General features: G+C 72.6%; 16 protein-coding genes. 2 read left to right on the top strand and 14 right to left on the bottom strand.

Annotated features, from left to right (window positions below; genetic code table 11):
* Positions 1–6 precede the first annotated feature (6 nt).
* Positions 7–2,241 (bottom strand): pyridoxal-phosphate dependent enzyme, encoded by a 2,235-nt coding sequence (locus IF99_RS0114785; protein WP_037826969.1) that lies wholly within the window; start codon positions 2,239–2,241, stop codon positions 7–9.
* Between the two features lie 97 nt (positions 2,242–2,338).
* Entirely contained in the window at positions 2,339–2,545 is a 207-nt protein-coding gene (locus IF99_RS0114790) for an MbtH family protein (RefSeq protein ID WP_030996937.1), read from the bottom strand.
* Positions 2,546–2,896: 351 nt separating this feature from the next.
* Between IF99_RS0114790 and IF99_RS0114795 the strand changes: the two genes are divergently transcribed.
* Together IF99_RS0114795 and IF99_RS0114800 are read left to right on the top strand one after the other, a co-directional pair.
* Positions 2,897–3,268 carry a nuclear transport factor 2 family protein gene (locus IF99_RS0114795; protein WP_030996938.1) on the top strand — a complete coding sequence of 124 codons (372 nt, stop codon included), beginning with the start codon at positions 2,897–2,899 and terminating at the stop codon, positions 3,266–3,268.
* A gap of 192 nt (positions 3,269–3,460) precedes the next feature.
* Positions 3,461–4,903, top strand: a complete 1,443-nt coding sequence (locus IF99_RS0114800; RefSeq protein ID WP_030996939.1) for a tryptophan 7-halogenase — start codon at positions 3,461–3,463, stop codon at positions 4,901–4,903.
* Between the two features lie 18 nt (positions 4,904–4,921).
* On the opposite strand, the gene IF99_RS0114805 is transcribed toward IF99_RS0114800, so the two are convergent.
* The 12 genes from IF99_RS0114805 to IF99_RS0114860 all read right to left on the bottom strand — a co-directional run bounded on the left by IF99_RS0114805 (position 4,922) and on the right by IF99_RS0114860 (position 21,160).
* On the bottom strand, positions 4,922–5,827 hold the full coding sequence (locus IF99_RS0114805; protein WP_051703505.1) for a hypothetical protein: 906 nt from the start codon (positions 5,825–5,827) through the stop codon (positions 4,922–4,924).
* Positions 5,824–7,311, bottom strand: coding sequence for a lyase family protein (locus IF99_RS0114810; RefSeq protein WP_037826972.1), 1,488 nt, complete (start codon positions 7,309–7,311; stop codon positions 5,824–5,826). The genes IF99_RS0114805 and IF99_RS0114810 overlap by 4 nt, the downstream gene beginning before the upstream one ends.
* A complete protein-coding gene (locus IF99_RS30810) occupies positions 7,302–8,933 on the bottom strand; it encodes a condensation domain-containing protein (protein WP_030996942.1) in 1,632 nt (543 codons plus the stop codon). The genes IF99_RS0114810 and IF99_RS30810 overlap by 10 nt, the downstream gene beginning before the upstream one ends.
* Positions 8,930–12,154: a non-ribosomal peptide synthetase gene (locus IF99_RS31635; protein ID WP_234340708.1), complete on the bottom strand. Its 3,225-nt coding sequence runs from the start codon at positions 12,152–12,154 to the stop codon at positions 8,930–8,932. The genes IF99_RS30810 and IF99_RS31635 overlap by 4 nt, the downstream gene beginning before the upstream one ends.
* Positions 12,155–12,204: 50 nt before the next feature.
* The gene (locus tag IF99_RS0114825; protein ID WP_030996944.1) at positions 12,205–13,353 is read right to left on the bottom strand and encodes a glycine amidinotransferase; all 1,149 of its coding nucleotides are present in this window, start codon (positions 13,351–13,353) and stop codon (positions 12,205–12,207) included.
* A gap of 58 nt (positions 13,354–13,411) precedes the next feature.
* Entirely contained in the window at positions 13,412–14,713 is a 1,302-nt protein-coding gene (locus IF99_RS0114830; RefSeq protein WP_030996945.1) for a PLP-dependent aminotransferase family protein, read from the bottom strand.
* Positions 14,710–16,059 carry a (3,5-dihydroxyphenyl)acetyl-CoA 1,2-dioxygenase DpgC gene (gene dpgC / locus IF99_RS0114835; RefSeq protein WP_051703506.1) on the bottom strand — a complete coding sequence of 450 codons (1,350 nt, stop codon included), beginning with the start codon at positions 16,057–16,059 and terminating at the stop codon, positions 14,710–14,712. The genes IF99_RS0114830 and dpgC overlap by 4 nt, the downstream gene beginning before the upstream one ends.
* A complete protein-coding gene (gene dpgB / locus IF99_RS0114840) occupies positions 16,056–16,772 on the bottom strand; it encodes an enoyl-CoA-hydratase DpgB (RefSeq protein ID WP_037826974.1) in 717 nt (238 codons plus the stop codon). The genes dpgC and dpgB overlap by 4 nt, the downstream gene beginning before the upstream one ends.
* 20 nt (positions 16,773–16,792) lie before the next feature.
* The gene (gene dpgA, locus IF99_RS0114845) at positions 16,793–17,914 is read right to left on the bottom strand and encodes a 3,5-dihydroxyphenylacetyl-CoA synthase DpgA (protein WP_051703507.1); all 1,122 of its coding nucleotides are present in this window, start codon (positions 17,912–17,914) and stop codon (positions 16,793–16,795) included.
* A gap of 32 nt (positions 17,915–17,946) precedes the next feature.
* Positions 17,947–18,852, bottom strand: a complete 906-nt coding sequence (locus IF99_RS0114850) for a TauD/TfdA dioxygenase family protein (RefSeq protein WP_078655099.1) — start codon at positions 18,850–18,852, stop codon at positions 17,947–17,949.
* A gap of 67 nt (positions 18,853–18,919) precedes the next feature.
* Positions 18,920–19,852: a sulfotransferase domain-containing protein gene (locus IF99_RS0114855; RefSeq protein WP_051703508.1), complete on the bottom strand. Its 933-nt coding sequence runs from the start codon at positions 19,850–19,852 to the stop codon at positions 18,920–18,922.
* Positions 19,853–19,942: 90 nt separating this feature from the next.
* Positions 19,943–21,160 carry a cytochrome P450 gene (locus IF99_RS0114860; protein WP_030996951.1) on the bottom strand — a complete coding sequence of 406 codons (1,218 nt, stop codon included), beginning with the start codon at positions 21,158–21,160 and terminating at the stop codon, positions 19,943–19,945.
* Positions 21,161–21,191 lie beyond the last annotated feature (31 nt).

Genomic DNA, 21,191 nt, shown 5'->3' on the forward strand with positions numbered 1-21,191 from the left:
CGATCGTCACGGCAGCGGGGTGGTTTCCACCCTGATCAGCGCCGTCGCCCTGTCCAGGGCGGTCTCGACCTCCTGCGGGGTCGCTCCGACGGCGAGCACATGGCCCAGTCGGTCGTAGGCGTCCTGGGGCGGGCGGACCGCCCGGCCGGGGGCTCCGGTGACGACGACGGATTCGACGCCGGGCACGCTGGCGGCCTCGGCGGTACCGGTGACGCCGGTCAGCCGTCCGGTCCGCGTCGCCGTCAGGAACCGTATGCCTGCGTGGCGGGCACCCTCCGCGGTCCGTACGAGGGGGCGGCCTGTAGCGGCGCGGAGTTGCTGGTCGAGGAGGTCGATGCCGGTCGCGGCGCGGACGAGTTCGGGGATCATGCCCCCGGCCAGACGTCCGTTGACCTCGATGACGACGGGGCCGTCCGGTGTCAACCGGAGCTCGACGTGAGCGGGGCCGAGCGCGAAGCCGATCGCCTTCAGTGCCTGCCGCGCGCACTCCGCGAGCTCCGCCTCGGCCACCGGGGACAGGACGGCGGGGAACAGGTGCCCGGTCTCGACGAAGTACGGCAGTGCGGTGGTGGTCCGCTGGGTCACTCCCACGCACGCTGCCTCGCCCTCGGCGCAGAACATCTCCACGCTGTACTCGGGCCCCTGCGCGAACTCCTCGACGAGCACCTTGCCCGCCCGTTGCTGGCCCCGGACGTTCTCGGTGGCGGCGAGGATGTGCGCGGCGTGGGCGAGGGCGCTCGCCTCGTCGGAGCACCAGCGCACGTCCTGCGAGCCGGAACCGTCGGCCGGTTTGACCACGCAGGGCAGTCCGACGCGGGCGAGGGCGTCGGCCACGGCTGCGGCCGATTCGGCGACGGCGTAGGCGGGCTGCGGCACGCCCGCGTCGTCGAGGGCGGCGCGGCTCAGGGCCTTGTCGCGGCAGAGTGCGGCGGTCTCGGCGGCATGTCCGGGGCGCTCGAACGACCGGGCCAACGCCGCCGCCTGGGCGAGGTAGAAGTCGCTTGTGGTGGTGGCGCCCGCGAGGGTGCGTCCCGCGGCGGCCTCCTCGACGGCGGCGCGCAGGGCCGCCTCGTCCTCGGTGTCGCAGAGGACCGTGGGGCAGCCGGTGTCCTCCAGTCCCGCGTAGCGGGCGGGGTCCTTGGTCAGGAGGACCGGGGCGAGGCCGAGGCGGGTCGCCGTGCGCAGGGCCAGCATGCCGGTGCCGGTGGTGTTGGACTCGACGAAGACGAGTACGGGGCGGTTCTCGCGCGGGATCGCCGCGTAGGACCAGTGGTGCACGGTCGTGCCGAAGGCCACCTCCGAGGGGGAGGTGGCGAGGGGGCCGGTCGCCTCGTGGCGGTAGACGGTCTCGGCGTAGCGGTCCCCGCGGTCCGGCATGATGCCGACGAGCCGGGTTCCGGGCCGGGCGTGGGCCGCGAGGTGGGTGAGGACCCGGTAGACGGAGCCGGACGTGTTGCCGGCGAAGATCTTCTGTTCACTCGCGAGGCTCTGGGTGGCGTCGAACGCCTCGTCGTCGGAGAGCCAGTGGACCTCGTCGATGAGCCGGTAGTCGATGTTGTCGGGGTAGAGGCTGTTGCCGAGTCCGCTCTGTTTGCGGGTGGCGAGGTCGGGCTGGCCGAACAGCACGCTGCCGACGCAGTCGACGCCGACCACCTTCAGGTCGGGCAAGTGTTCCAGAAGTGCGGCGGACGTACCGCAGAGCGAGCCGCCACTGCCGACGGAGCCGACCAGGACGTCCACGGTGCCGAGGTCGTCCCGGAGTTCGTCGGCGAGGGTGCGGTAGGCGGCCGGGTTGTCCGGGTTGCTGTACTGCCGCGGCCACCAGGCACCCGGCAGGTCGCGCATCAGGGCGGCGAGGCGTTCGAGGCGGGCGCTCTGCCAGCCCTGGGCCGTCATCGCCTCCACGACGTGCACGCTGCACCCCATCGCCCGGAGCTTGGCCAGGGTGACGGGGTCGATGCGAGGGTCGGTGACGATGTGGACGGGGTGCCCGAGATAGGTACCGACCAGGGCAACACCGAGGGCCATGGTGCCGGAGGAACTCTCCACGATGGGGGCGCCCTCGCGCAGGGCGCCGGTGCGGCGGGCCTCCAGGATGACGCGGCGGGCGACGCGGTCCTTCATGGCGTAGGGGTTGAGCAGTTCGAGTTTGGCGTAGACCTCGACTCCGTCTGCGGCGTCCACCCTCAGCCGGACGGCCGGGGTGTTGCCGATGGCGTCGACGAGGGTGTCGTGTCGCATGCGCGCTCCTCGGGGAAGGTGCCTCGGTGGGAGTGCGGGCCGGACGCCGGTGGGCCGGGGCATCTTCTGGCGATGGCCGGGAGAGAGGGGCCCGGGCTCAGCCGTCCATGGCCTCGATCAGGCTCTTGGGCCGCAGGTCGGTCCAGTTCTTCTCGATGTAGGCCAGGCACGCCTCGCGGCTGTCCTTGTCGTGTGCGACGGTCCAGCCGTCCGGGACGTCCGCGAACGCGGGCCACAGCGAGTGCTGGCCCTCGTCGTTGACGAGGACCTGGAAGGTGGCGTCCGGGTCGTCGAACGGGTTCACCTGTCCCACCGTCCTTTTTGGTGTCGTGGCACGGTGGTCCTTCCACCGTCAGGCCCTCATTCTCACGGCGGGTCCGGGGCCGGTCCTCGGTGGGACCCACCGTTACGGCGCGGTGGGCGGAAGCGGATTTTGTCGTGGGCCCGCGGTGCGGTCTTCTTCGCTCGCAGGGCTGCCGGAACGGGCCGGAGTATGTCTAGTCTTGCGGCACTCACGCAGCCGGGCCGTTCGCCTGTTGACTGCCGGCTCCGCTCGCGCACCCCGCGGGCCGGGCCCCGCTTCCCCCTTCGCCGGCGTCGGCCGGCTCCCCCTGGCGCGGAGCGCCGAGCGCCACCATGACCGGAAGGACACGGCATGACCGCTTTCGAGGTGGACCAGATCACCGAACGAGTCCGCCGCTACTACACGTTGGTGGACGACGGCGATGTCCAGGGAGTCGTCGGCCTCTTCGCCGACAGCGCGGTGTACGAGCGTCCCGGCTACGACCCCATCGTCGGACGGGACGGCCTCGACGCTTTTTACCGGGGCCGGCGCGTCATCGACTCCGGGAGCCACACGGTGGTCGCGCTCGTGGTCGGCGCGAGCGAGGCCGCCGTGGAGGGCCGGTTCCGCGGGACGCTCAAGGACGGCAGCGAGGTGGACCTGCGGTTCGCCGACTTCTTCCGCTTCGACGACGACCTGCTCTTCGTGGTCCGCACTACGTATTTCTTCGCGCCGATGGTCTGAATGCGGGATGCCACCGCGCGTGATGCGCGGGATGCCACCGCGCGTGGTGGTGTGCGGGGTGCCACCGCGCGTAACGGTGGCTGACGCCGATGCCGCGCCCGTCACGGCTTGCGAGGATCAGGCTTGGACGGCCGCGTCTGGTCGCCGCGGCCGTACCCGTCGGCCGGCCTCCCCTCGGTCGAAAGGGTCCCCATGACCAGTCCCGGCGATGCGGCATCCGCGGAGTCGTTCGACGTCATCGTCGTCGGAGGCGGCCCCGCCGGGTCGTCGGCCGCGACGTTCGTGGCCATGCAGGGCCATCGCGCCCTGCTGCTGGAGAAGGAGAGCTTCCCCCGCCACCAGATCGGCGAGTCCCTGCTGCCCTCCACGGTGCACGGGATATGTGCCCTCCTCGGCGTGGACCAGGAACTGCACGCAGCGGGGTTCGTCAAGAAGCGGGGCGGCACCTTCCGCTGGGGCTCCAACACCGAACCGTGGAGCTTCGACTTCGCGCTCTCCGAGAAGTTCGCGGGCCCCACCTCGTTCGCCTACCAGGTCGAGCGCATGAAGTTCGACCAGCTCCTGCTGGACAACGCCCGGCGCAAGGGCGTTGTGGTCCGTGAGCGCTGCGCGGTCCGTGATGTCCTGGAGGACGACGGCCGGGTGTGCGGGGTGAGCTTCAGGGACGAGAACGGCACCGCGCGAGAGGTGCGTTCCCGGTTCGTCGTCGACGCCTCCGGCAACCAGAGCCGCCTGTACGGGCGCGTCGGCGGGCGCCGCCGCTACTCGGACTTCTTCCGGAACATCGCGCTCTACGGCTACTTCGAGGGCGGCAAGCGGCCTGCCGCGCCGAACAGCGGGAACATCACTTGCGTCGCCTTCGACGCGGGCTGGTTCTGGTACATCCCGCTGTCCGACACCCTCACCTCGGTCGGCGCGGTGGTGCGCAAGGAGTGCGCGGACCGGATACGGGGCGACCGCGACGAGGCCCTGGCCGCGCTGATCGCCGACTGCCCGCTCGTCGGGGACTATCTGTCAGGGGCGAAGCGGGTGACCAGTGGCCCCTACGGCGAGGTCCGGGTCCGCAAGGACTACTCCTACCTCAGCGACAACTTCTGGTCCCCGGGCCTGACGCTGGTGGGCGACGCGGTGGGCTTCATCGATCCGCTGTTCTCCTCCGGCGTGCACATGGCCACGTTCAGCGCGCTGCTGGCCGCGCGCTCCCTCAACAGCGTGCTCCGCGGGGACCTGGCGGAAGAGGAGTGCTTCGCGGAGTACGCGACCCGGTACCGCAGGGAGTACCAGACCTTCCACGACTTCCTCGTCAGCTTCTACGACGTGACCCGGGACGAACAGCAGTACTTCGACGACGCCCGGCGCGTCACCCATGACTCCTCCCCCGGCGCCGGGGCGTTCGTCGGCCTGGTCGGCGGCGGTGCCTCGGGCGACACGGCGCTGACCTCGGAGACCTACCGCGACCAGCGCAAGAAGGATCTGAGCCGGCAGTCCCGCGACATCCACTGGGAGGGGCACCGCATCCAGATGCAGGCGGCCTTCGGCGAGGCGGACGACGACGTCCCGGTCGTCGAGGGCGGGCTGACGGTCGCGCAGGACGGCATGCACTGGGCGAAGAGCCAGGAGTCCGCCGCGGTATGAGCCCGCGGCCCTCTCCGTCTACCGGTCCGTCGCGGCCGAGCGGTAGACGGAGAGGGTCCCGGGGAGCGCCGAGCAGGCGGCGCGCGCCGCTTTGAGCCTCTCCTGGTGCCCGTCAGCGGTGGTGTCGAGCAGGAGCCCGAGCATGGTGCCGCTGTGCGTGCACACCACTCCGAGAGCGCCGACGCGCTGGGCGATACCGGTCATCGCGTCGAGGTTGCGCTTGGGCAGCCAGCGCTGGTTGAGGACCGCGCTCCGTGTCGTGACCGCGCCGAGGGCGCTCAGGTCGGCGGCACGGACGGCGTCGGCGAGGTCGTCGACGAGGCGCGCGTACTCGCGCCGCAAGTCGGGCGGCACGTGCCGGGGACGCCGGTTGTGGGCGACCGTGTCGAGATGCCCGCCCTCGTCGACGGCGACGACGGTCAGGGGCGACAGCGCGCCCAGTTCGGCGCGGAGCCGCACGGCGCGGTGCTCGAAGACGACGACGCCGGGATACATGACCCCGTCGGTCGGCTCGACTGGGCGCAGCCAGTCCTCCACGGCGGCCGGTGAGGTGTCGAGGCCGAGTACGGCGCCGACGCCGCGGGCCGTGGCGACGAGGTCGGCGGAGGAGCTGGCGAGGCCCTTGCCGACGAGCAGGTCGCTGTCGAGCACGAGCGTTCCCCCGCCCCCGTCGCCGTGGGTGTCGAGCATGGTTCTCGCCAGCGTCAGCGACTTGGTCTTGTGCGCGGGATAGACGTGCAGCGGCCCGTGGGGGTCGTAGCGGAACCGCGCGCGGCTGCCCAGGCTGATGGGAAGGGTGACGAGGAAGGCGGTGCCGTCGGGCAGGACGCCCTGGAGCAGTTCCCCGAAGGTGCCGTGAGCCGCGCCCGTGCCCTCGGCGATGTCCACGGCGACCCTGCGTGCGGGCGCCGGCAACCCGCTCATACGGGGTCCTGCGAAGCGACCGGCTCGTCGAGGTGCCGGGCCGCGGCCGTCCTGTGTGCGGTCCTGCGCGACCATTCGGCATCGAGCCGGTCGAGTTCGCTCTCCTCGTCCTTGAGGAGTCGTGCCACCTGATCGGGGTGGGCGGAGCCCGCCGAGTGCTTGGCGTGCAGTCCGGCGTCGATGTCGACGGACTCGGCGAGCAGTTCCGCGGCGGGCTCGGCCTCGTGACCGGATTCGGCGGCACAGGCCCGCAGCAGGTCCGCGTCCGGAGCGGCGGCGTCCAGGCCACGTTCGACGGCGCGCTTGATGTAGCGCCCGGCGACGATCTGGGCGGTGCGCCACGGGATCCCGCAGTCCAGGGTGAGGCGATTGGCGAGAGTGAAGCCGCCGAGGTGGTCCTCGGCGCAGGCGGCGCGCATCCGGTCGGTGCGGTAGGTGATGCCGGTGACGACGGCATGGGTCAGACGCAGCAGGGAGCGCATGGCCCGTACTTGGGTGTAGAGGTGGGCGCCGGTCTCCTTGGACACCTCGACGGTGTTGCTGTACGGGGTGTTGCGCTGTCCGGCGACGAGGTCGGAGGCCCGGCCGACGACATGGGCGCAGCGTCCTCGGATGCGTTCCAGTACGGGGAAGTTGCGCTTCTGCGGCATGGCCGCGGAGATGCCCGCGAGCTCGTCGGGCAGGTCGAGGAAGCCGAAGCCGCTGCCGCCCCAGGTCATGAAGTCGGTGGTGAAGCGGCTCAGGACGGCGGCGTAACCGGCGAGGTCCGCGCCCATCGTGGTGGTCCAGGTGCGGGAGGCGACACCGACGAGCGCGTGCGGCTGGGGGCGGGCGAAGCCGAGGTCGGCGGCGAGCCGCACCCGGTCCCAGGGCAGTTCCTGGCCCGCCATGGCGCCGGAACCCAGCGGGCAGGCGTCCGTCTCGTCGTACGTGTGGAGCATGCGCCGCAGGGCGGCGTTGGTCTCGGCGGCGAGGGCGGCGAGGTGGTAGCCGGGGGTGATGATCTGTGCGGCCTGGCCGTGGGTGTAGCCGGGCATGGGGGTGTCGGTGTGGCGGGCGGCGAGCGCGGTGACGGCCCGGCCGAGGTCGACGAGGTCCGCGGCGATCGCGGTGAAGTGGGTGCGCGCGGACATGAGTTGGGCGCATACCTGGGCGTCGTTGCGGCTGCGGTCGACGTGCCAGGCGGCGAACGGCGGCGTGGGACCGGACTGCACGTGGTGTTCGAGCGCGAAAGAGATGTCGGACATGTTCCGCTGCGGATCGGCGCGTATAGCCTCGACGTCGAGCGAGCCGAGGCGGGCGTCGAGGGCCGCGGCGCCCGCCGCGTCGACCAGCCCCATCCGCAGATACTCGCGCAGGAGGGCCCGTTCGATGGCCACGTAGTGGGGCAGCAGGTGTTCGGCCTCGTAAGCGAATTGCGGAGCGAGCACCTCCTCGTGCCACACGTCGCTCGGTGTGCCGTCGATCCGGCCGGTCACCGCCATGGCGTCCTCCCGTCAAGAGTGCTTTTCAGGGCGGTGGCGAGTCCGGCCACCGTCGGGTCGGCGAAGAAGGTCCGCAGCGTGGGGCCGTCCTCCCGCCCCGGGGCGAGGCGGGCGAGCAGGCGCAGGGCCTGGAGCGAGTGGCCGCCCGCGGCGAAGAAGTCCTCGTGGACGTCGACGGCGTCGGTGCCCAGGACGGTCCGCCAGACGGCCGCCACCCGCTCTTCGGTCGCGTCGCGCGGTGCCGTCCGTGCGGGCGGCGGGGCGGGGGCGGGAGGGTGGGCGCGCCGGGGAGCGGTGCCGGGGAGCAGCGCGGAGAGGCGGGGGCCGGGCGCGTCGAGGAGGGGGGCGAGCAGCCGCATGTAGTCGGCGAGCAGGGCGTCGGCGGTGGAGCGGTCGAAGAGGGCGGCGTCGTAGATGAGCCGGACGCCGGTGCCCGCGATGTCGAGGAGGAGGTCCTCCTCGCAGGAGACGACGGGCGGGCCGAGACCGTCGGCCGGGGTGTGGTTGAAGGCGAGCTGGTAGAGGGGCGGCACGCCGGGCAGCCGGGGCGCTCCGAGGAGTGCGACGAGGCGCTGGAAGGGGATGTCGAACCGTTCGCCCGCGCGGACGGCGGCGGCGGTGCGGCGGATGACCTCGGTGCCGTCGGGATCGCCGGAGAGGTCGGCCCGCAGGACGCGCATGTTGACGAAGGTGCCGACCATCGCGCGGGTCGCGGGGTCGTCGCGCCCGGCGACGGGCAGGCCGACGGCGAGGTCGTCGGCGCCGGAGTGGTGGTGGAGCAGCGCGCTCCACGCGGCGAGGAGCAGCAGGACGGGGCGGGTGCCGTGGTGCCGGGCGGCGTCGGTCAGCGTTGCGGTGACACCGACCGGCAGGGCGGTGCGCACCTCGGCCCCTCGGAAGGTGCGGGCGGGTGGTCGCGACCGGTCCAGCGGCACGGTGTGCACGGGAGGCAGCCCGCGCATCCGGGTCCGCCAGTGGGCGGCGGCCGCTTCGCCACTGTCGGAGCCGGCCCGTTCGCGTTCGCGCCGTGCGTACTCGCCGTAGCCGAAGGGCAGGTGGGGCAGGCGGGGCGGGCGCCCTTCCTCGGCGGCGGCGCAGAGTTCGGTGAGTTCGGCGTGGACGTTGAACCCGGAGGCGGTGTCGTACACCGTGTGGTGGGCCGCGAAGAGCACCGACCAGGCCCCCTCCCCCAGGTCCAGGACGGCCGCGCGCCACTGGGGTGCCCGCCGCGGGTCGAACGGGGTGCGGGCGAGGCGGGCGCGCAGGGACCGCCGTTCTTCGGCCTGTGCGGCGGGTTCCTGAGCGCTCAGGTCGATCACCGCGATCCGCGGCGCGGGGCTCGGGTGCACCTCCTGGCAGAGCCGTCCGTCCACGGTGCGCAGCACGGTCCGCAGGGGTTCGTGCCGGTCCATGAGGACGTGCAGGGCGTGCACGAGGTCGTCCGCGGACACGGCCGCGTGCAGCGGGAACTCGTCGACGGCGCAGTAGGTGGGCGGGTCGTGGGCCAGCCGGGAGGCCAGCCAGGCCCGTTCCTGGGCGTACGTCGCCGGTACGGTGACCGGCCCGGCGGTGCCGCCGGGCGCGGGTCCGCCGCCGTGGACGACGGGTCCGGGACGCGTCACGACGGTCCGCCGTCGTTCAGCGGCAGGACGTGGGCGGTCAGCCGTACCGGGTCGCCGAGGACGACGGCGATCTCCCGGTCGCCCTCGTAGGGTTCGCGGGCGTGGGCGGTGCGGATGTTGTCGACGAGGAGGACGTCACCTTCCTGCCAGGGCTCCCCCACGGTGAACCGGTCGTAGACGGCGTCGATCTTCTCGACCATGTCGGCGGTGACGGGGGTGCCGTCGCCGACGGCCGTGTCGAAGGGCAGGCCGCCGGGCCCGTAGACGTCGGTGAGGTACTCCCGGACCGCGGGTTCCAGGGTGAGGCCGTTGAGGAAGGCGATCTGGTTGAACCAGCAGGGTGCTCCGGTGCGCGGGTGGGGCACCACCGCGGCGCGGCGCTGCCGCGTGTACAGGTGGCCGTCGGCGCTCCAGGTGGCTTCGACGGCCGCCTCGGCGCAGTACGCGTCGACCGCCGCGCGCTCCGTGCTGCCGAACGCCTCGTGCCAGGAGAGCCCGACGTCGTGGTAGGCGCGGCGCAGCAGCCAGCCGTGCTCGGCGAAGGCGGCGGTCACCTCGGGCGGTAGCGCGGCGAGGACCTGCTGGGAGTCGGAGACATTGGTGCGCCCGCCGCTGTCGGGTGCGGTGACGCAGGCGAAGAGCAGGGTGCCGGGGACGGTCGCGGCGTGGCTCAGCTCGTGGTGCATGCACATCGGGTCCTCGGCGGGCCAGTGGCTGCCGGAGTACACGCCGGGGGCGAGCGTGGTGCGGGGCGCGAAGCCCTCTCGTTCCGTCATGGGGGCGATGCCGAGCGCGGTCGCGACGCGTGCGACGTCGGCGGGGGTGCGGGCGCCGGCGCCGCGGAGCATGACGGCGCCCGCCTCGGCGAGGGCCGCCAGCGCCTCGGCGCGGTGCGCGGTGGCGCGGGCGGCGGGGTCGGAGCCGGTCGCGCGGACGTCGAGGACCGGAAGCGGGGCCGGGCCCTCCACGGGGCGCTGCGGACTCCGGACCGGATCTGCCGGGGTGGCCGCCGGGGTGCTCTCCGGAGCCGGTGCGGACTTGCTGTCCAGCAGGGCGGCGACATCGGCGACCGTGGGCGTGTCGCGGAGTTCGGCGACGGTGACCCGGCGGTCGAGCGCGATGGCCAGCCGGATCGCGGACAGGGAGGTGCCGCCGAGGTCGGTGAAGCGGCTGTCGCGTCCGATGCGCTGCTCCGGCACCCTCAGCAGCTGTGCCCAGACGGCCGCGACGCGGCGCTCGGTGGCGGTCTTCGGCTGCGCGCCGCCGGTAGCGGCGCTCTCCCGGGGGTGAGCGCTGTCGTCGGCGCGTGCGGTGAGGGCCTTCTTGTCGATCTTCCCGTTGCCGGACAGGGGGAGTTCACGGACGCGGTGGAGCCGGTGCGGAACCATGTAGGACGGCAGGGCGGTGCCCAGGGCACGCGCGGTCTCCTCGCCGTCGGGGGCGTCATCGCCCGTGTAGAAGGCGACGAGCTGCGGGTCGTCGCCGGTACCGGCCACGACCACGGCGCCGTCGCGGACGCCGGGGACCTGGAGCAGCCGGTCCTCGATCTCGCCGATCTCGATACGGAAGCCGCTGATCTTCACCTGGGCGTCGCGACGGCCCAGGTACTCCAGCTCGCCGGAGGGGAGCCGGCGGCCGAAGTCGCCCGACCGGTAGAGGCGTTCGCCGGGCCGCAGGGGGTCCGGGCGGTAGACGGCGGCGGTGCGGTCGGGGTCGTTGACGTAGCCGCGGCCGACGCACACGCCCGCGATGACGATCTCGCCCGGGGCGCCGTCGGGGACGAGGTGGAGCTGTTCGTCCATGACGTAGACGCGGCAGTTGCGGATGGTGTCGCCGAGCGGCACCGAGCGGTGGTCCGGCACCGCGCGCATCACACCGTGGTGGGAATCGTCGCTGACCTCGGTGAGGCCGTAGCAGTTGACGAGCGGGACGCCGGGGAACTGCTCGAACCAGCGGCGGACGAGTTCCTTCTTGAGCGCCTCGCCCGTCACGGCCATGACACGCACGTGCGGCAGGGTGGCACGGCCCCGGGCGGCCTCGGCGAGGACGAGTTCGAGGTAGGTGGGCACGAGCTGGAGGACCTGGACGCGGTGCCGGTTGACGAGGTCCACGAACCGCGCCACGTCGAGGACGGCCTCCTGCTCGACCAGCAGCACCCGGCCGCCGACGAGGAACGGGGAGACCAACTGCCACAGGGAGATGTCGAAGCACTGCGGGGCGGTCTGCCCGACGGTGTCGCCCTCCTGGACACCGAGGTCCTCGATCTTGGCGTAGAGGTGGTTGAGGAACCCGTCGTGCTCGCACATGGCGCCCTTGGGCTCGCCCGTGGATCCCGAGGTGAAGTACACGTACGCCAGTTGGTCCCCGGCGACGGCGACGCCGGGGTCCTGTGTGGGGCCGTCCCCGCGGGCAAGCTCCCGGACGTCCATCCGGCGGACCGTGTCACGGCCGCTCAGGGCCTCGTCGAGAGAGGGCACGTCGGGGTCGGCGAGCACCCAGCGGCACGCGCCGCGGATGAGGGTCCTCGCGATGCGCGAGGCGGGGAACTCCGGTTCCAGCGGCAGATAGCAGCCGCCCGCCTTGAACACGGCGAGCACCGCGGCCGGCCAGTGCGCGTGCCGTGCGGTGACGACGGCCACCACGTCCTCGGGGGCCAGGCCCTCCCGCAGCAGGGTGTGGGCGATCCGGTTGGCCTCGTCGTTGAGTTCGCGGTAGGTGCGGGTGGTGTTCCCGTGCACGACGGCCACGGCGTCCGGGTGGAGCCGGACCCGCTCCTCGAACAGTTCGTGGAAGCGGCGGCCGGGCAGCCGCCGCAGGGGGCCGGCACCGCGTGCGACGACGGCCTCGGTCTCCTCCGGCGAGAGGAGTCCGTGCCGGGTGTGCGGCAGGTCGGGGTCCTCCGCCATCGCATGGAGCGCGCGCAGTTCGTACCGGCCGAGCCGTTCCCCGCTCACGCCGGGCGCGGCCGACGCGTTCGCCCACGCTTCTTCCGCCTCGGCGCGCCCGTCGTCGGTGCTCACGTGGCGCACGAGGTCGCGCCAGGAGGCGTCGGGGGCCGGGGAGGCCATGCCGAGCAGCACCGAGGCCACCTTCAGCCGGAGGGCGAGCCGTACGGAGGCCGCGTCCGCCCCGCATGCCTGCGCGAGGGCCGCCACGGCGTCCTGCGGCCGGGCGGTCGCCGGCCGCTGCCCGCCGAGGGGGCCGGGTGCTGTTTCCTGCATCGGGACGCTCCTGCTGGTCGATGGGTCGGCGTGCGGGCAGGGCGGGACGCTCAGGCCAGGTAGTCCTCGGCGCCGCCGGTGCGCACCGTGTCGAGGGTGAAGCAGTGGAAGCCGCCGCCGAACAGGCGCCGGTGCCGGTGCCGGACGGGGACGACGCTGAACCGGTGTTTCTCCAGCGTGGCCATGAGGGTCTTGCAGGCGTCGTTGACCAGGACGGTGTCCTCGTCGACGGAGAGCACGTTCAGGTCGATGTAGGGGCTGGCGGGGATCGGGTCGTCGTTGTCGTATTGCGGGTAGTCGTCGATGCCGGGCGGTGGCGGGACCACGACGTCCCATCGGCGCAGGGCCTCGGGCAGGTAGTCGACGACTCCCGGGTCGCGCAGCAGCAGGGTGCCGGGACGCAGGGGGACCACGACGGAGTCGATGTGGCTCTGGGTGAGCCGGTCCATGCGGTGGACGCGGAACCGTCCGTCGAGGTGGCGCCGGAGCCAGTCGAAGGCGAGGGCGTGGTTGGCGTTGGAGACGTTGACGATCAGGTCGCGTCCGAGGCGCAGGCAGTTGGCCCCGTCGATCATCGGCTCCGGGCCCACGTCGTACGGGGACGCCCGCGGATCGAGGGGGACTTCGATGTTCGGGGCGGCGTGGGCGACGTTGGCGGGGTCGAAGGAGTGGTCGGTCATCATCGGGCGCGGCATGGTCGTCCAGCGGGCGCCGGTGCGGAAGTACTCCAGGAAGACCGGTTTGAGGAACTGGGTCTCGAAGTAGCGGTCGTGCAGCATGGGCGGCGTCTCGATGATCTCGTCGCCCATGATCAGGGTGTTGTCGCGCAGGTTGAGCGGCGGGGTGACGGTGGCCTCGAAGGCGGGGGTGGCGACCCGGGTCGTCTCCGGCGCGGGCGGCAGGGGCCGGTGCACCGTGACGCCGAGCGCGACGAGCTGTGCGGCGAGGCCTTCGACGTCCTCGACGAGTTCGCCGAGGAAGCGCTCCTTCTGCTGGAGGCGGTGGGGAGTGTTGCGGTTCCGGCGTTCCTCGCTGTCGCGCCAGGTCGAGAGGGAGGGGTAGTAGCCGCGGGCTCCGGAGAGGTTGTCGCTGATGAACATGTCGAACGACATGTCGCGCACCCGGTCGAGGTAGCCGTCCGCCGAGCCGAGGACGACCTCCTTCAGCGGGGTGAAGTCGTCGTAGCTGTTCAGACGCATCGGCGGAGGCCTTTCGTGGGGCGTCGGGGGGCGCGTGCGCGGGTGCGGTGACCGCTCGTCATCCTGCGGCCTCCTTCGTGAGGAAGGCGGCGAGGCGCCGCACGCCGGTCTCGATCCGGTCGGGCTCCAGGTAGCTGCACGACAGCCGGATCTGCCGGTCGCCGCGGTCGGTGAGGGAGAACTGCCGCATCGGCGTCCACAGCACGCCGTACCGGTCCGCCGACACCTCCAGGAGGGCGTGGTCGGCCGGGACGGGCAGGTCGACGCGGGTGAAGAAGCCGCCGGCCGGGCGGTGCCAGGAGACCCCGGGGAGCGTGCCGGGGGGCAGGTGCCGCTCCAGGGCGCCGGTCAGGTGGGCGAGGTTGGAGCGGTAGCGCTCGGCCTTGCGCCGGGCCAGGGCACGCAGGGAGCGGCCGTGTTCCAGCAGGAGGCCGCCGACGACGGCCTGGGCCAGCGGTGACGTGTTGACGGTGACCATCGTCTTGAGGTCGGCGAGCTCCCGGGCGAGTGACCGGTCGCCGCCTGCCCGGCCGACCCGCTGGTCGGCGACGGCGTAGCCGACGCGGGCCCCGGGGAACCCGACTTTGGCGAACGTGCCGAGATGGACGACGCGGCGCCGGGCGTCGAGCGCCTTGAGGCCGGGCAGGGTGTCGTCCTCGGCGGCGGTGAAGGCATACGCGTTGTCCTCGACGAGCAGCAGGTCCTCGCGGTCCGCCAGGTCGAGCAGGGCCTGCCGGGCGGCGAGCGGCATGCGGGCCCCGCCGGGGTTGGAGAAGTCCGGGGCGACGTAGCAGGCGCGGACGCGGCGGCCCTCGGCCCTGCCCTGACGGCAGCGCGCGGCGAGGTGGTCCACGTCGAGTCCCGCGTGACCTTCGCGGACATCGGTCACGGGGATGTCGAGGAGCCGTGCGGCGCCGACGATGCCGGGGAAACACGGGTCGGCCACGGCGAGCACGTCCTCGCTGTCCCGGTACAGCGCCCGCAGGGTGAGGAACATGGCCTCCTGGGCGCCGACGGTGATCACGATGTCGTCGGGGGCGACGTGGATGCCCTGGTCGGTGCGGAGGGCCTCGGCCACGAGGTCGTTGATGAGGCCCTGGGCGGGTCCGTACTCGTAGAGCACGCGTTCGGCGCGGGACGTGTCGAGACCGTGTGCGGTGCGCAGGTGGGCGAGGAAGCGGTCGGTCAGGTCGCGCAGGTCCAAGCCCCGGACGAAGTCCGGGTGCGGGGCGCCGGGTGCGAAGGAGATCGCGTCCGGGTGACGGGCCATCACCTCGTTCAGGAAGCCGATGGCGCCGAGCACCGGGTCCTGGAGGGAGTCGTGCAGGTCGGCGGCGCGCAGGTCGGGGGCGGCGGTCATGTCCGGCTCCCTCGTGCGGCGCGCCGCCGCTCGCGCTCCTGCCAGCGGCGTTCGACCTTGTCGAGGACGTCCGGGGCGTAGGCGCGGTCCGCCTGGGCGAAGGCGAACTCGGCGAGGTACGCGCGGAAGTGGTCGAGGGGTTCCTCGGCGAGGGCGAGCATGTGCCGGTTGGCGGCGACGGCCGGGGCGGAGAGGGCCGCCGCGGCGCGCTCGACCGCCTCGTCCATGCGAGCGGCGGGCACGACCTCGTCGTAGACCAGGAAGGCATCGGGGTCGGTGGTGGCGATCCTGCGTCCGCCGAGCACCACTTGGCGGGCGAGGCGGGCGCCCGTCTGCCGGGTGAGGCGGAGGTTGCCCGCGCCGGGCACGATGCCCTCCTCCGCGGCGGGCAGGCTGACGAAGGCGCCCTCCTCGGCGACGACGTGGTCGAGGGTGAGCAGGAGTTGCATGCCGCCGCCGATGGCGAAGGTGTCGACGGCCCCGATCCACGGTTTGGTGACGAACCGCTCGCCGCCGGCGCCGGGGGCCGGGTCGATCAGCAGGCCGTGGAGCAGCTTGCCGACGTAGCCGAGTTCGCGGCCGAGGAGGAAGTCGACCAGCGGGATCCGGCCGTCCCGCAGGTCGGTGAGGTCGATCCCGGCGCTGAACACGCGCCGTCCCCGGTAAGCGGGGTGGTCGGTGGTGCCGCCGCGCAGGACGCCGACGCGCACCGAGTCGTCGAGCAGGACGAGGTCGACGGCGGTGTCGAGGTCGGCGACGAGCCGGGCGTTCTCGGCGTTGAGCCGCTCCGGGTTGCGGAACTCGACGTGGGCCGCGGCGCCCCGGCGTTCGACGTGGACGGCGTCCAGTGCGACGCGGCCGTCGGCGCGGAAGCCGTCCAGGAGTTCCAGGGCGCGCGGGGTGGGGCCGAGCATGGTCTCCACGAGATGCCTGCCCGCGGTGGGCGAGCGCAGCGCGGCGCCGCAGAACCGGCCCTGGTCGATCTCGCGGCCTTCCTTCTCCGCCTGCGTGAAGCGGCGTTCGGCGGCCATCTGCGCGCGGGTCGGCACCAGGCCGGGCACGAGGCCGGCGGCGGCGTCCACGAGTTCCGGCAGCCGCGGGCGCCGGGTCAGCCCGTCCGTGAGCAGGCCGTAGACGGTGTCGGTGTGCCGGGCGAGGAAGTCGCGGCGCACGGCGCGGACTTCGGCGTGGGCGCGCGCGGCGCGGTCCCGCTCGTCCCCGGACCTCGCCGGGACCGGGGGCAGCGCCGCGAGCACCCGTTCGGCTGCCACGGCCTGCTCGGCGAGGTGGTGTGCGTCGTCGTCGAAGCGGCCGCCGACGACGGAGGTGCCGGGCCGGGTGGTCACCGCTGCGCCTCCGCGGGCTCCGCGCCGTGGTCGGCCAGGCGGCGCAACTCGCGGTCGCAGGCGGCGAGGTGGACGCCGAGGGCGTCGTCGTACTCGGCGGATGCGGCCTCCTCCAGGAGCCGTCGGCGGATGTGGGTCTCCCGGTCGGAGAGCCGGCCGCGCAGCACGGCCGCGGTGTGGACGGCCTCGGTGAGGTCCTCGCTGACCTGGTCGACGATGCCGAGTTCCGTGGCCTCGTGGAGTTCGATCGCCGAGTCCCACAGCACGATGCGGCGGGCACGGGCCAGTCCGATGTGCCGCACGAGCCGGTAGAGGGTCATGCCGGGCCAGAAGTGCCCTTCGTTGACCGGCAGCATCAGGCGCAGGCCGGGCCCGGCGATCCGGTAGTCCGCGGCCAGCAGCAGGTCGAGGACCGGGCCGCCACAGGTGCCCTCGACGACGGCGATGTTCACGTGGTCGAGCCGCTCCAGGCGGCGCACGGCCCGCTCCCAGCGCTTGACCTCCTGGAGGGAGACGTCGCCGGGCCATTCGCGTGTCTGGTCGGGCGCCGGGGTGAACCGCAGGACCACGACCGTCCGTGCGCGCCGCTCCGCGGCTTGTTCGCACAGCGCGTCGAGGGCCGCGGTCAGCTCGGGCAGCGGGCTGCCGCCGTCCAGTTCGGCCAGGATGCCCAGGTGCTCGGGGAGTTCCGTCCGCTCGGGTCCGGTCCTCATGCTCGTACCAGCTCCTTTCCTCACCAGCGCACCAGTGCCGTCTCGATGGTCGAGCCCGGCCCCATCGTCATCAGGACCCCGAGGTCGCCCGGCAGGGCCGCCTTCTCGTCACGCAGCCGCTCGTAGGAGAACAGGAACGATCCGCTGGAGAGGTTGCCCTGGTCGCGCAGTACCCCGGTGGTGTGCCGTACGGCGTGCCGGGAGAGGCCCAGGTTCACCCGGATCGCGTCGATGACTTTCTTGCCGCCGGAGTGCACGACCCAGTGGTCGATGTCCTCGATGCCCAGACCGGTGCCGTCCAGGAGGCGGGAGACCGCGGTCTCGGCGTGGGCGCCGACGACGTACGGCACGTCGGCATCGAGGTAGAAGCTGAACTTGCCGTGGTCTTCGTCCCAGTCGTAGCGCATCGCGGAGACGGCCTCGGGGATGATGTGGCTGGTGAATCTCAGCAGTTCGGGGCCGGACGGCGCCTCGCCGCCCGGCCGCCGCGCGGCCCGGACGGCGACGGCCGCCGCGCCGTCACCGAAGAGGCTGTTGACCACCGAGGAGCGCATGGTGCCGTCGAAGACGTAGGCCGCGGAGCACACCTCGACACAGACCATCAGGGCGAGTTCGCCGGGATGGCCGCCGGCCCAGCCCGCGACGGCGTTGAGCGCGTTGAGCCCGGCGTTGCAGCCCATGCCCACGACGTCGAGGCGCTGACAGGACGGGTCGATGCCGAGGTCCCTGATGAGGAGCGCGGACAGGCCGGGCGTGAGCAGTCCTGTGGAGGTGACGCAGCACAGGTAGCGGAGGTCGGCGAGTTCCGCGCCTGCGTCCGCCAGGCAGCGCTCGACGGCCTCCCGGCCCATCCGCAGCCCGGTCTCGGTGTGCTTGCGCAGCAGGTCGCCCTGGGACTCCTCGACGGGTGTCCCGTCGGGGCCGAGCGGGGGCAGGGTCAGGTTGCGGCGCTCGATGTTGCCGCCGAGGAAGACGGAGCGGATGCGGCGGTCGGTGATGCCGAAGAGGTCGAGGACCTCTCGCTGGGTGTACGAGAGCGGCGGTACGGCGGTGCCGACACCGACGAGCCCCGGTGCCCCGGCGGCCGCTCGCTCCGGCGCGGGACCGGCTGCCGGGGCGGCCCGTTGCTGGGTTCCGCGCACGTCTTCCTCCGGGGGGTGCGGGGTGGGCCGGCTCAGTAGCCGACCTTGGCGTTGATACGGCGCGGGTAGTACCGCTCGTCACCGTTGCGCCGGTACTCGGGCCGGCGCGGGGTGGTGCTCGACGGCAGGTCGCCGTTGACCGTGACGCGCTGGCCGCGGCGGTGCTCCTGGTAGTCGTTGATGGCGACGTGCTGCGTGACGCGGTTGTCCCAGAGGGCCACGGTGTGCGGGTCCCAGCGGTACCTGAGGGTGAAGGCGGGCTGCTCGGAGTGCTCGAACAGGTGCTGGAGGACGGCGTCGCTCTCCTGCCGGGTGAGCTGCGGGATGTGCGAGGTCCACATCCGGGTGACGTAGAGCGACTTGCGCCCGGTCACCGGGTGGACGCGGACGACGGGGTGTTCGGCGGACATTTCCACGACCGGCGGGATCTTCAGGACGTGGACCGCGGTGAGCCCTTCGAGCATCTCCTTGAACGGTTCGGAGAGCGTCTCGTACGCCCGGTACTGGTTGCTCCACATGGTGTCGCCGCCCGCGGAGGGCGTGTCGATCAGGTGCAGGATCGACGCGATCGGCGGGCTGGGGCTGAAGCTGACGTCGATGTGCCACTCATCGGCCTTGCCGCCCTTGTCCGGTTCGATGACCGTGATCTCGGGGTGGCCCTCCAGCTTGGGCAGGAAGGGGTGGACCTCCACCTCGCCGAAGCGGCGCCCGAACGCCACGTGCCCCTGGGGGGTGAGCCTCTCCTGGCCCGGGAAGAACAGGACGAGGTGTTCGAGCATCAGCTCGTGGATCCGGTCGAACTGCGCGTCGGTGAGGTCGTTGAGGTCGACGCCGCGGACCTCCGCCCCGAGGGCGCCGGAGACACGGCGGATGTCGAAGGTGTCGGAGGCCACGGGGGCGGTGGCGGGGACGGCCTGCGGTGGCGCGGACGGGGTCACAGCGGGTTCTCCTTCGGATCGTGACACGGGCGGCGGTGCGCCGCGCCGGCGGGCAGCCGTGCGGCGATCAAGGGCGGGCCCCCGCCGTTCCACCGTGCAACCAGTCCAGGAAAGGCTTCGGGGCGAGGGCGCCGACACGCTCGTGGTAGGCGGCGAGATCCGCCTCGGTCAGCACGGAGCGGGCGTCGCCCGAGCGTCCTGAGCGGAAGAACTCCACGGGGTCCGCGAGGATCTCCTTGTCCGGCGCCAGCTGCGCAGCGCGGCTCTTCATCTCGTCGAAGGTCGCTGCCCGCACCAGATCGGGCCAGACGTCGGCGTCCACGGTGATGCCCAGCCACTCGGTCAGCGCCGCCATCTGTCCCGCCAGGTCGGCGCGGAGGTCCTCGTAGTGCAGCAGCCGGATGTTCGGCTCGGCACGCCGGTTCCAGGAGTCGAGCGGGTGGTGGAGTTCGGCAGCGGCGATGTCCTGCTCCCAGGCGTCGGACTCACCGGGGCGGCACCAGTTCAGCAGGTACTCGCGGGCCGGCGGGAGCGTGAGGGAGCTGGGACCGGAGTACTCCGTGGAGTCGCGGTCGCTGTTGAACGCGTGCAGCCACTCGGCACGGACGTTGGCGGCCTGGTGGTACATGGACAGGGCCCGGTCGAGAGGGTGCCGCGCGACGACGAGGTAGCTGACGCGCGGGTCGAGAGGCAGCCCGTCGAGCGGGACGTGCGTCTTGATGACGCGCCGGTGCTCCTGCTCGGCGAGCTGCGCGTACATCTGGTCCCGCGGCGTGAAGAGCTGATCCAGCCACGGCGACAGGGTCGACAGCGGCTTGGGCAGCTCGGGGGTCTGGAAGATGAGCAGCGCGCAGATCATCTGCACCCACGTCGTGCCGGCCTTCGCGGGGCTGCTGACGACGATGTCGCCCTCGCGCAGCGGGAAGTCGTCCCAGCGGGCACTGTCCTGTTGCGGCGACTTGTACCTGCGCGGTGCTCGAGTCAGCGTCTGATCACCCATGGCGGCATTCCTCACAGAGGCACGAAGAGGCAGCGGATCCGGTCACAATCTGCCGTGACGGCCCTCGCACGGCATCCATGTTCGCCACAGTTACGCGTCCCAGGTCACGGGGAGACTCTTCACGCCGTAGACGTCCGCGATCTCCGCCTCGGGGCGCAGGGCGATCTCCTCGGGCGGTACGGCGAGGCGCAGTGTGGGGAAGCGGTTGACCAGGGCGGGGAACGCCACCCGCATCTGGACGCGGGCGAGTTGCTGGCCCAGGCACTGGTGGGCGCCGTGCCCGAAGGCGAGGTGCGCGCCCTCCTGGCGGTGCAGGTCGAGCCGATGGGGGTCGGTGAAGCGCGCGGGGTCACGATTGGCCGTGTTGTAGGACAGGATCACCGAGGTCCCGGCCGTGATGGTGTGCCCGCCGACCTCCACGTCCTCCAGCGCCGTGCGCATGAAGGTCTTGCCGACGCTCAGGTAGCGCAGCAGTTCCTCCACGGCCCGGTCGGCGAGCGCGGGGTCCGCGCGCAGTGCGGCGAGCTGGTCGGGGTGGCGCAGCAGCGCGTAGGTCCCGAGACCGATCATGTGCATCGTGGTGTCGAGCCCGGCGGCGAGCAGGAAGAGGGACATGCCGACCAGCTCCTCGTCCGTGAGGTCGCTGTCGGTGAGTTCGCTGAGCACGTCGTCGGTGGGACGGGTGCGTTTGGCGGCCACGAGTGCGGCGAGGTGGGTGCGGGTCGCGTGGTAGGCCGCTATCAGGTCGTCGCGGTCGGACTCCAGGTCCCGGAAGGCGTCGACCTGTTTCTGGAAGGAGGGGCGTTCGTCGTGCGGGACGCCCAGCAGCTCGCAGATGGTGACGGCGGGGAGGGGTTTGGCGTAGGCGGTCACCAGGTCGGTGGGGGGCCCGGCCAGTTCCATGGCGTCGAGGTGGTCGGCGGTGATCTCCTCGATACGGTCGGTGAGCAGCCGCATGCGTCGCACGGTGAACTTGCCCATGAGCGGCCTGCGGTAGCGGCCGTGGCGGGGCTCGTCCATGAAGAGGAACTCGCCCGGGGGCGCCGGATCCAGCTCGACGCCCCCGTGGTCGAGGGTCGGGTGGCGCAGGAGTTCCCACCGGGAGCTGAACCGCGGGTCGGCAAGGACCGACTTGACGAGGTCGTATCCGGTGATCAGCCATCCGTCCACGCCGCCGGGGAAGATGTACCGGCTGATGGGGCCGTGGCGGCGGGCCTCGAGCATTTCGGCCGGCGGGTCGAACGGCCGCTCGGGCGGGCGCTGTGTCGGCATGGTGGTGACGGTGTACAGGGGGTCGCCCACGGCCATCCTCGTCTCGCAGGGGGTGCTGTCCGCCGGG

It is taken from the genome of Streptomyces sp. NRRL F-5630 (assembly GCF_000719475.1).
In the GTDB taxonomy this organism is placed as follows: domain Bacteria; phylum Actinomycetota; class Actinomycetes; order Streptomycetales; family Streptomycetaceae; genus Streptomyces.

What these genes read in the sequence shown, in the direction of transcription:
- IF99_RS0114785 (WP_037826969.1), bottom strand. Translation starts at nt 2,241, where the DNA reads ATGCGACACGACACCCTCGTCGACGCCATCGGCAACACCCCGGCCGTC.
- IF99_RS0114795 (WP_030996938.1), top strand. Translation starts at nt 2,897, where the DNA reads ATGACCGCTTTCGAGGTGGACCAGATCACCGAACGAGTCCGCCGCTAC.
- IF99_RS0114800 (WP_030996939.1), top strand. Translation starts at nt 3,461, where the DNA reads ATGACCAGTCCCGGCGATGCGGCATCCGCGGAGTCGTTCGACGTCATC.
- IF99_RS0114805 (WP_051703505.1), bottom strand. Translation starts at nt 5,827, where the DNA reads ATGAGCGGGTTGCCGGCGCCCGCACGCAGGGTCGCCGTGGACATCGCC.
- IF99_RS0114810 (WP_037826972.1), bottom strand. Translation starts at nt 7,311, where the DNA reads ATGGCGGTGACCGGCCGGATCGACGGCACACCGAGCGACGTGTGGCAC.
- IF99_RS31635 (WP_234340708.1), bottom strand. Translation starts at nt 12,154, where the DNA reads ATGCAGGAAACAGCACCCGGCCCCCTCGGCGGGCAGCGGCCGGCGACC.
- IF99_RS0114825 (WP_030996944.1), bottom strand. Translation starts at nt 13,353, where the DNA reads ATGCGTCTGAACAGCTACGACGACTTCACCCCGCTGAAGGAGGTCGTC.
- IF99_RS0114830 (WP_030996945.1), bottom strand. Translation starts at nt 14,713, where the DNA reads ATGACCGCCGCCCCCGACCTGCGCGCCGCCGACCTGCACGACTCCCTC.
- dpgB (WP_037826974.1), bottom strand. Translation starts at nt 16,772, where the DNA reads ATGAGGACCGGACCCGAGCGGACGGAACTCCCCGAGCACCTGGGCATC.
- IF99_RS0114855 (WP_051703508.1), bottom strand. Translation starts at nt 19,852, where the DNA reads ATGGGTGATCAGACGCTGACTCGAGCACCGCGCAGGTACAAGTCGCCG.
- IF99_RS0114860 (WP_030996951.1), bottom strand. Translation starts at nt 21,160, where the DNA reads ATGGCCGTGGGCGACCCCCTGTACACCGTCACCACCATGCCGACACAG.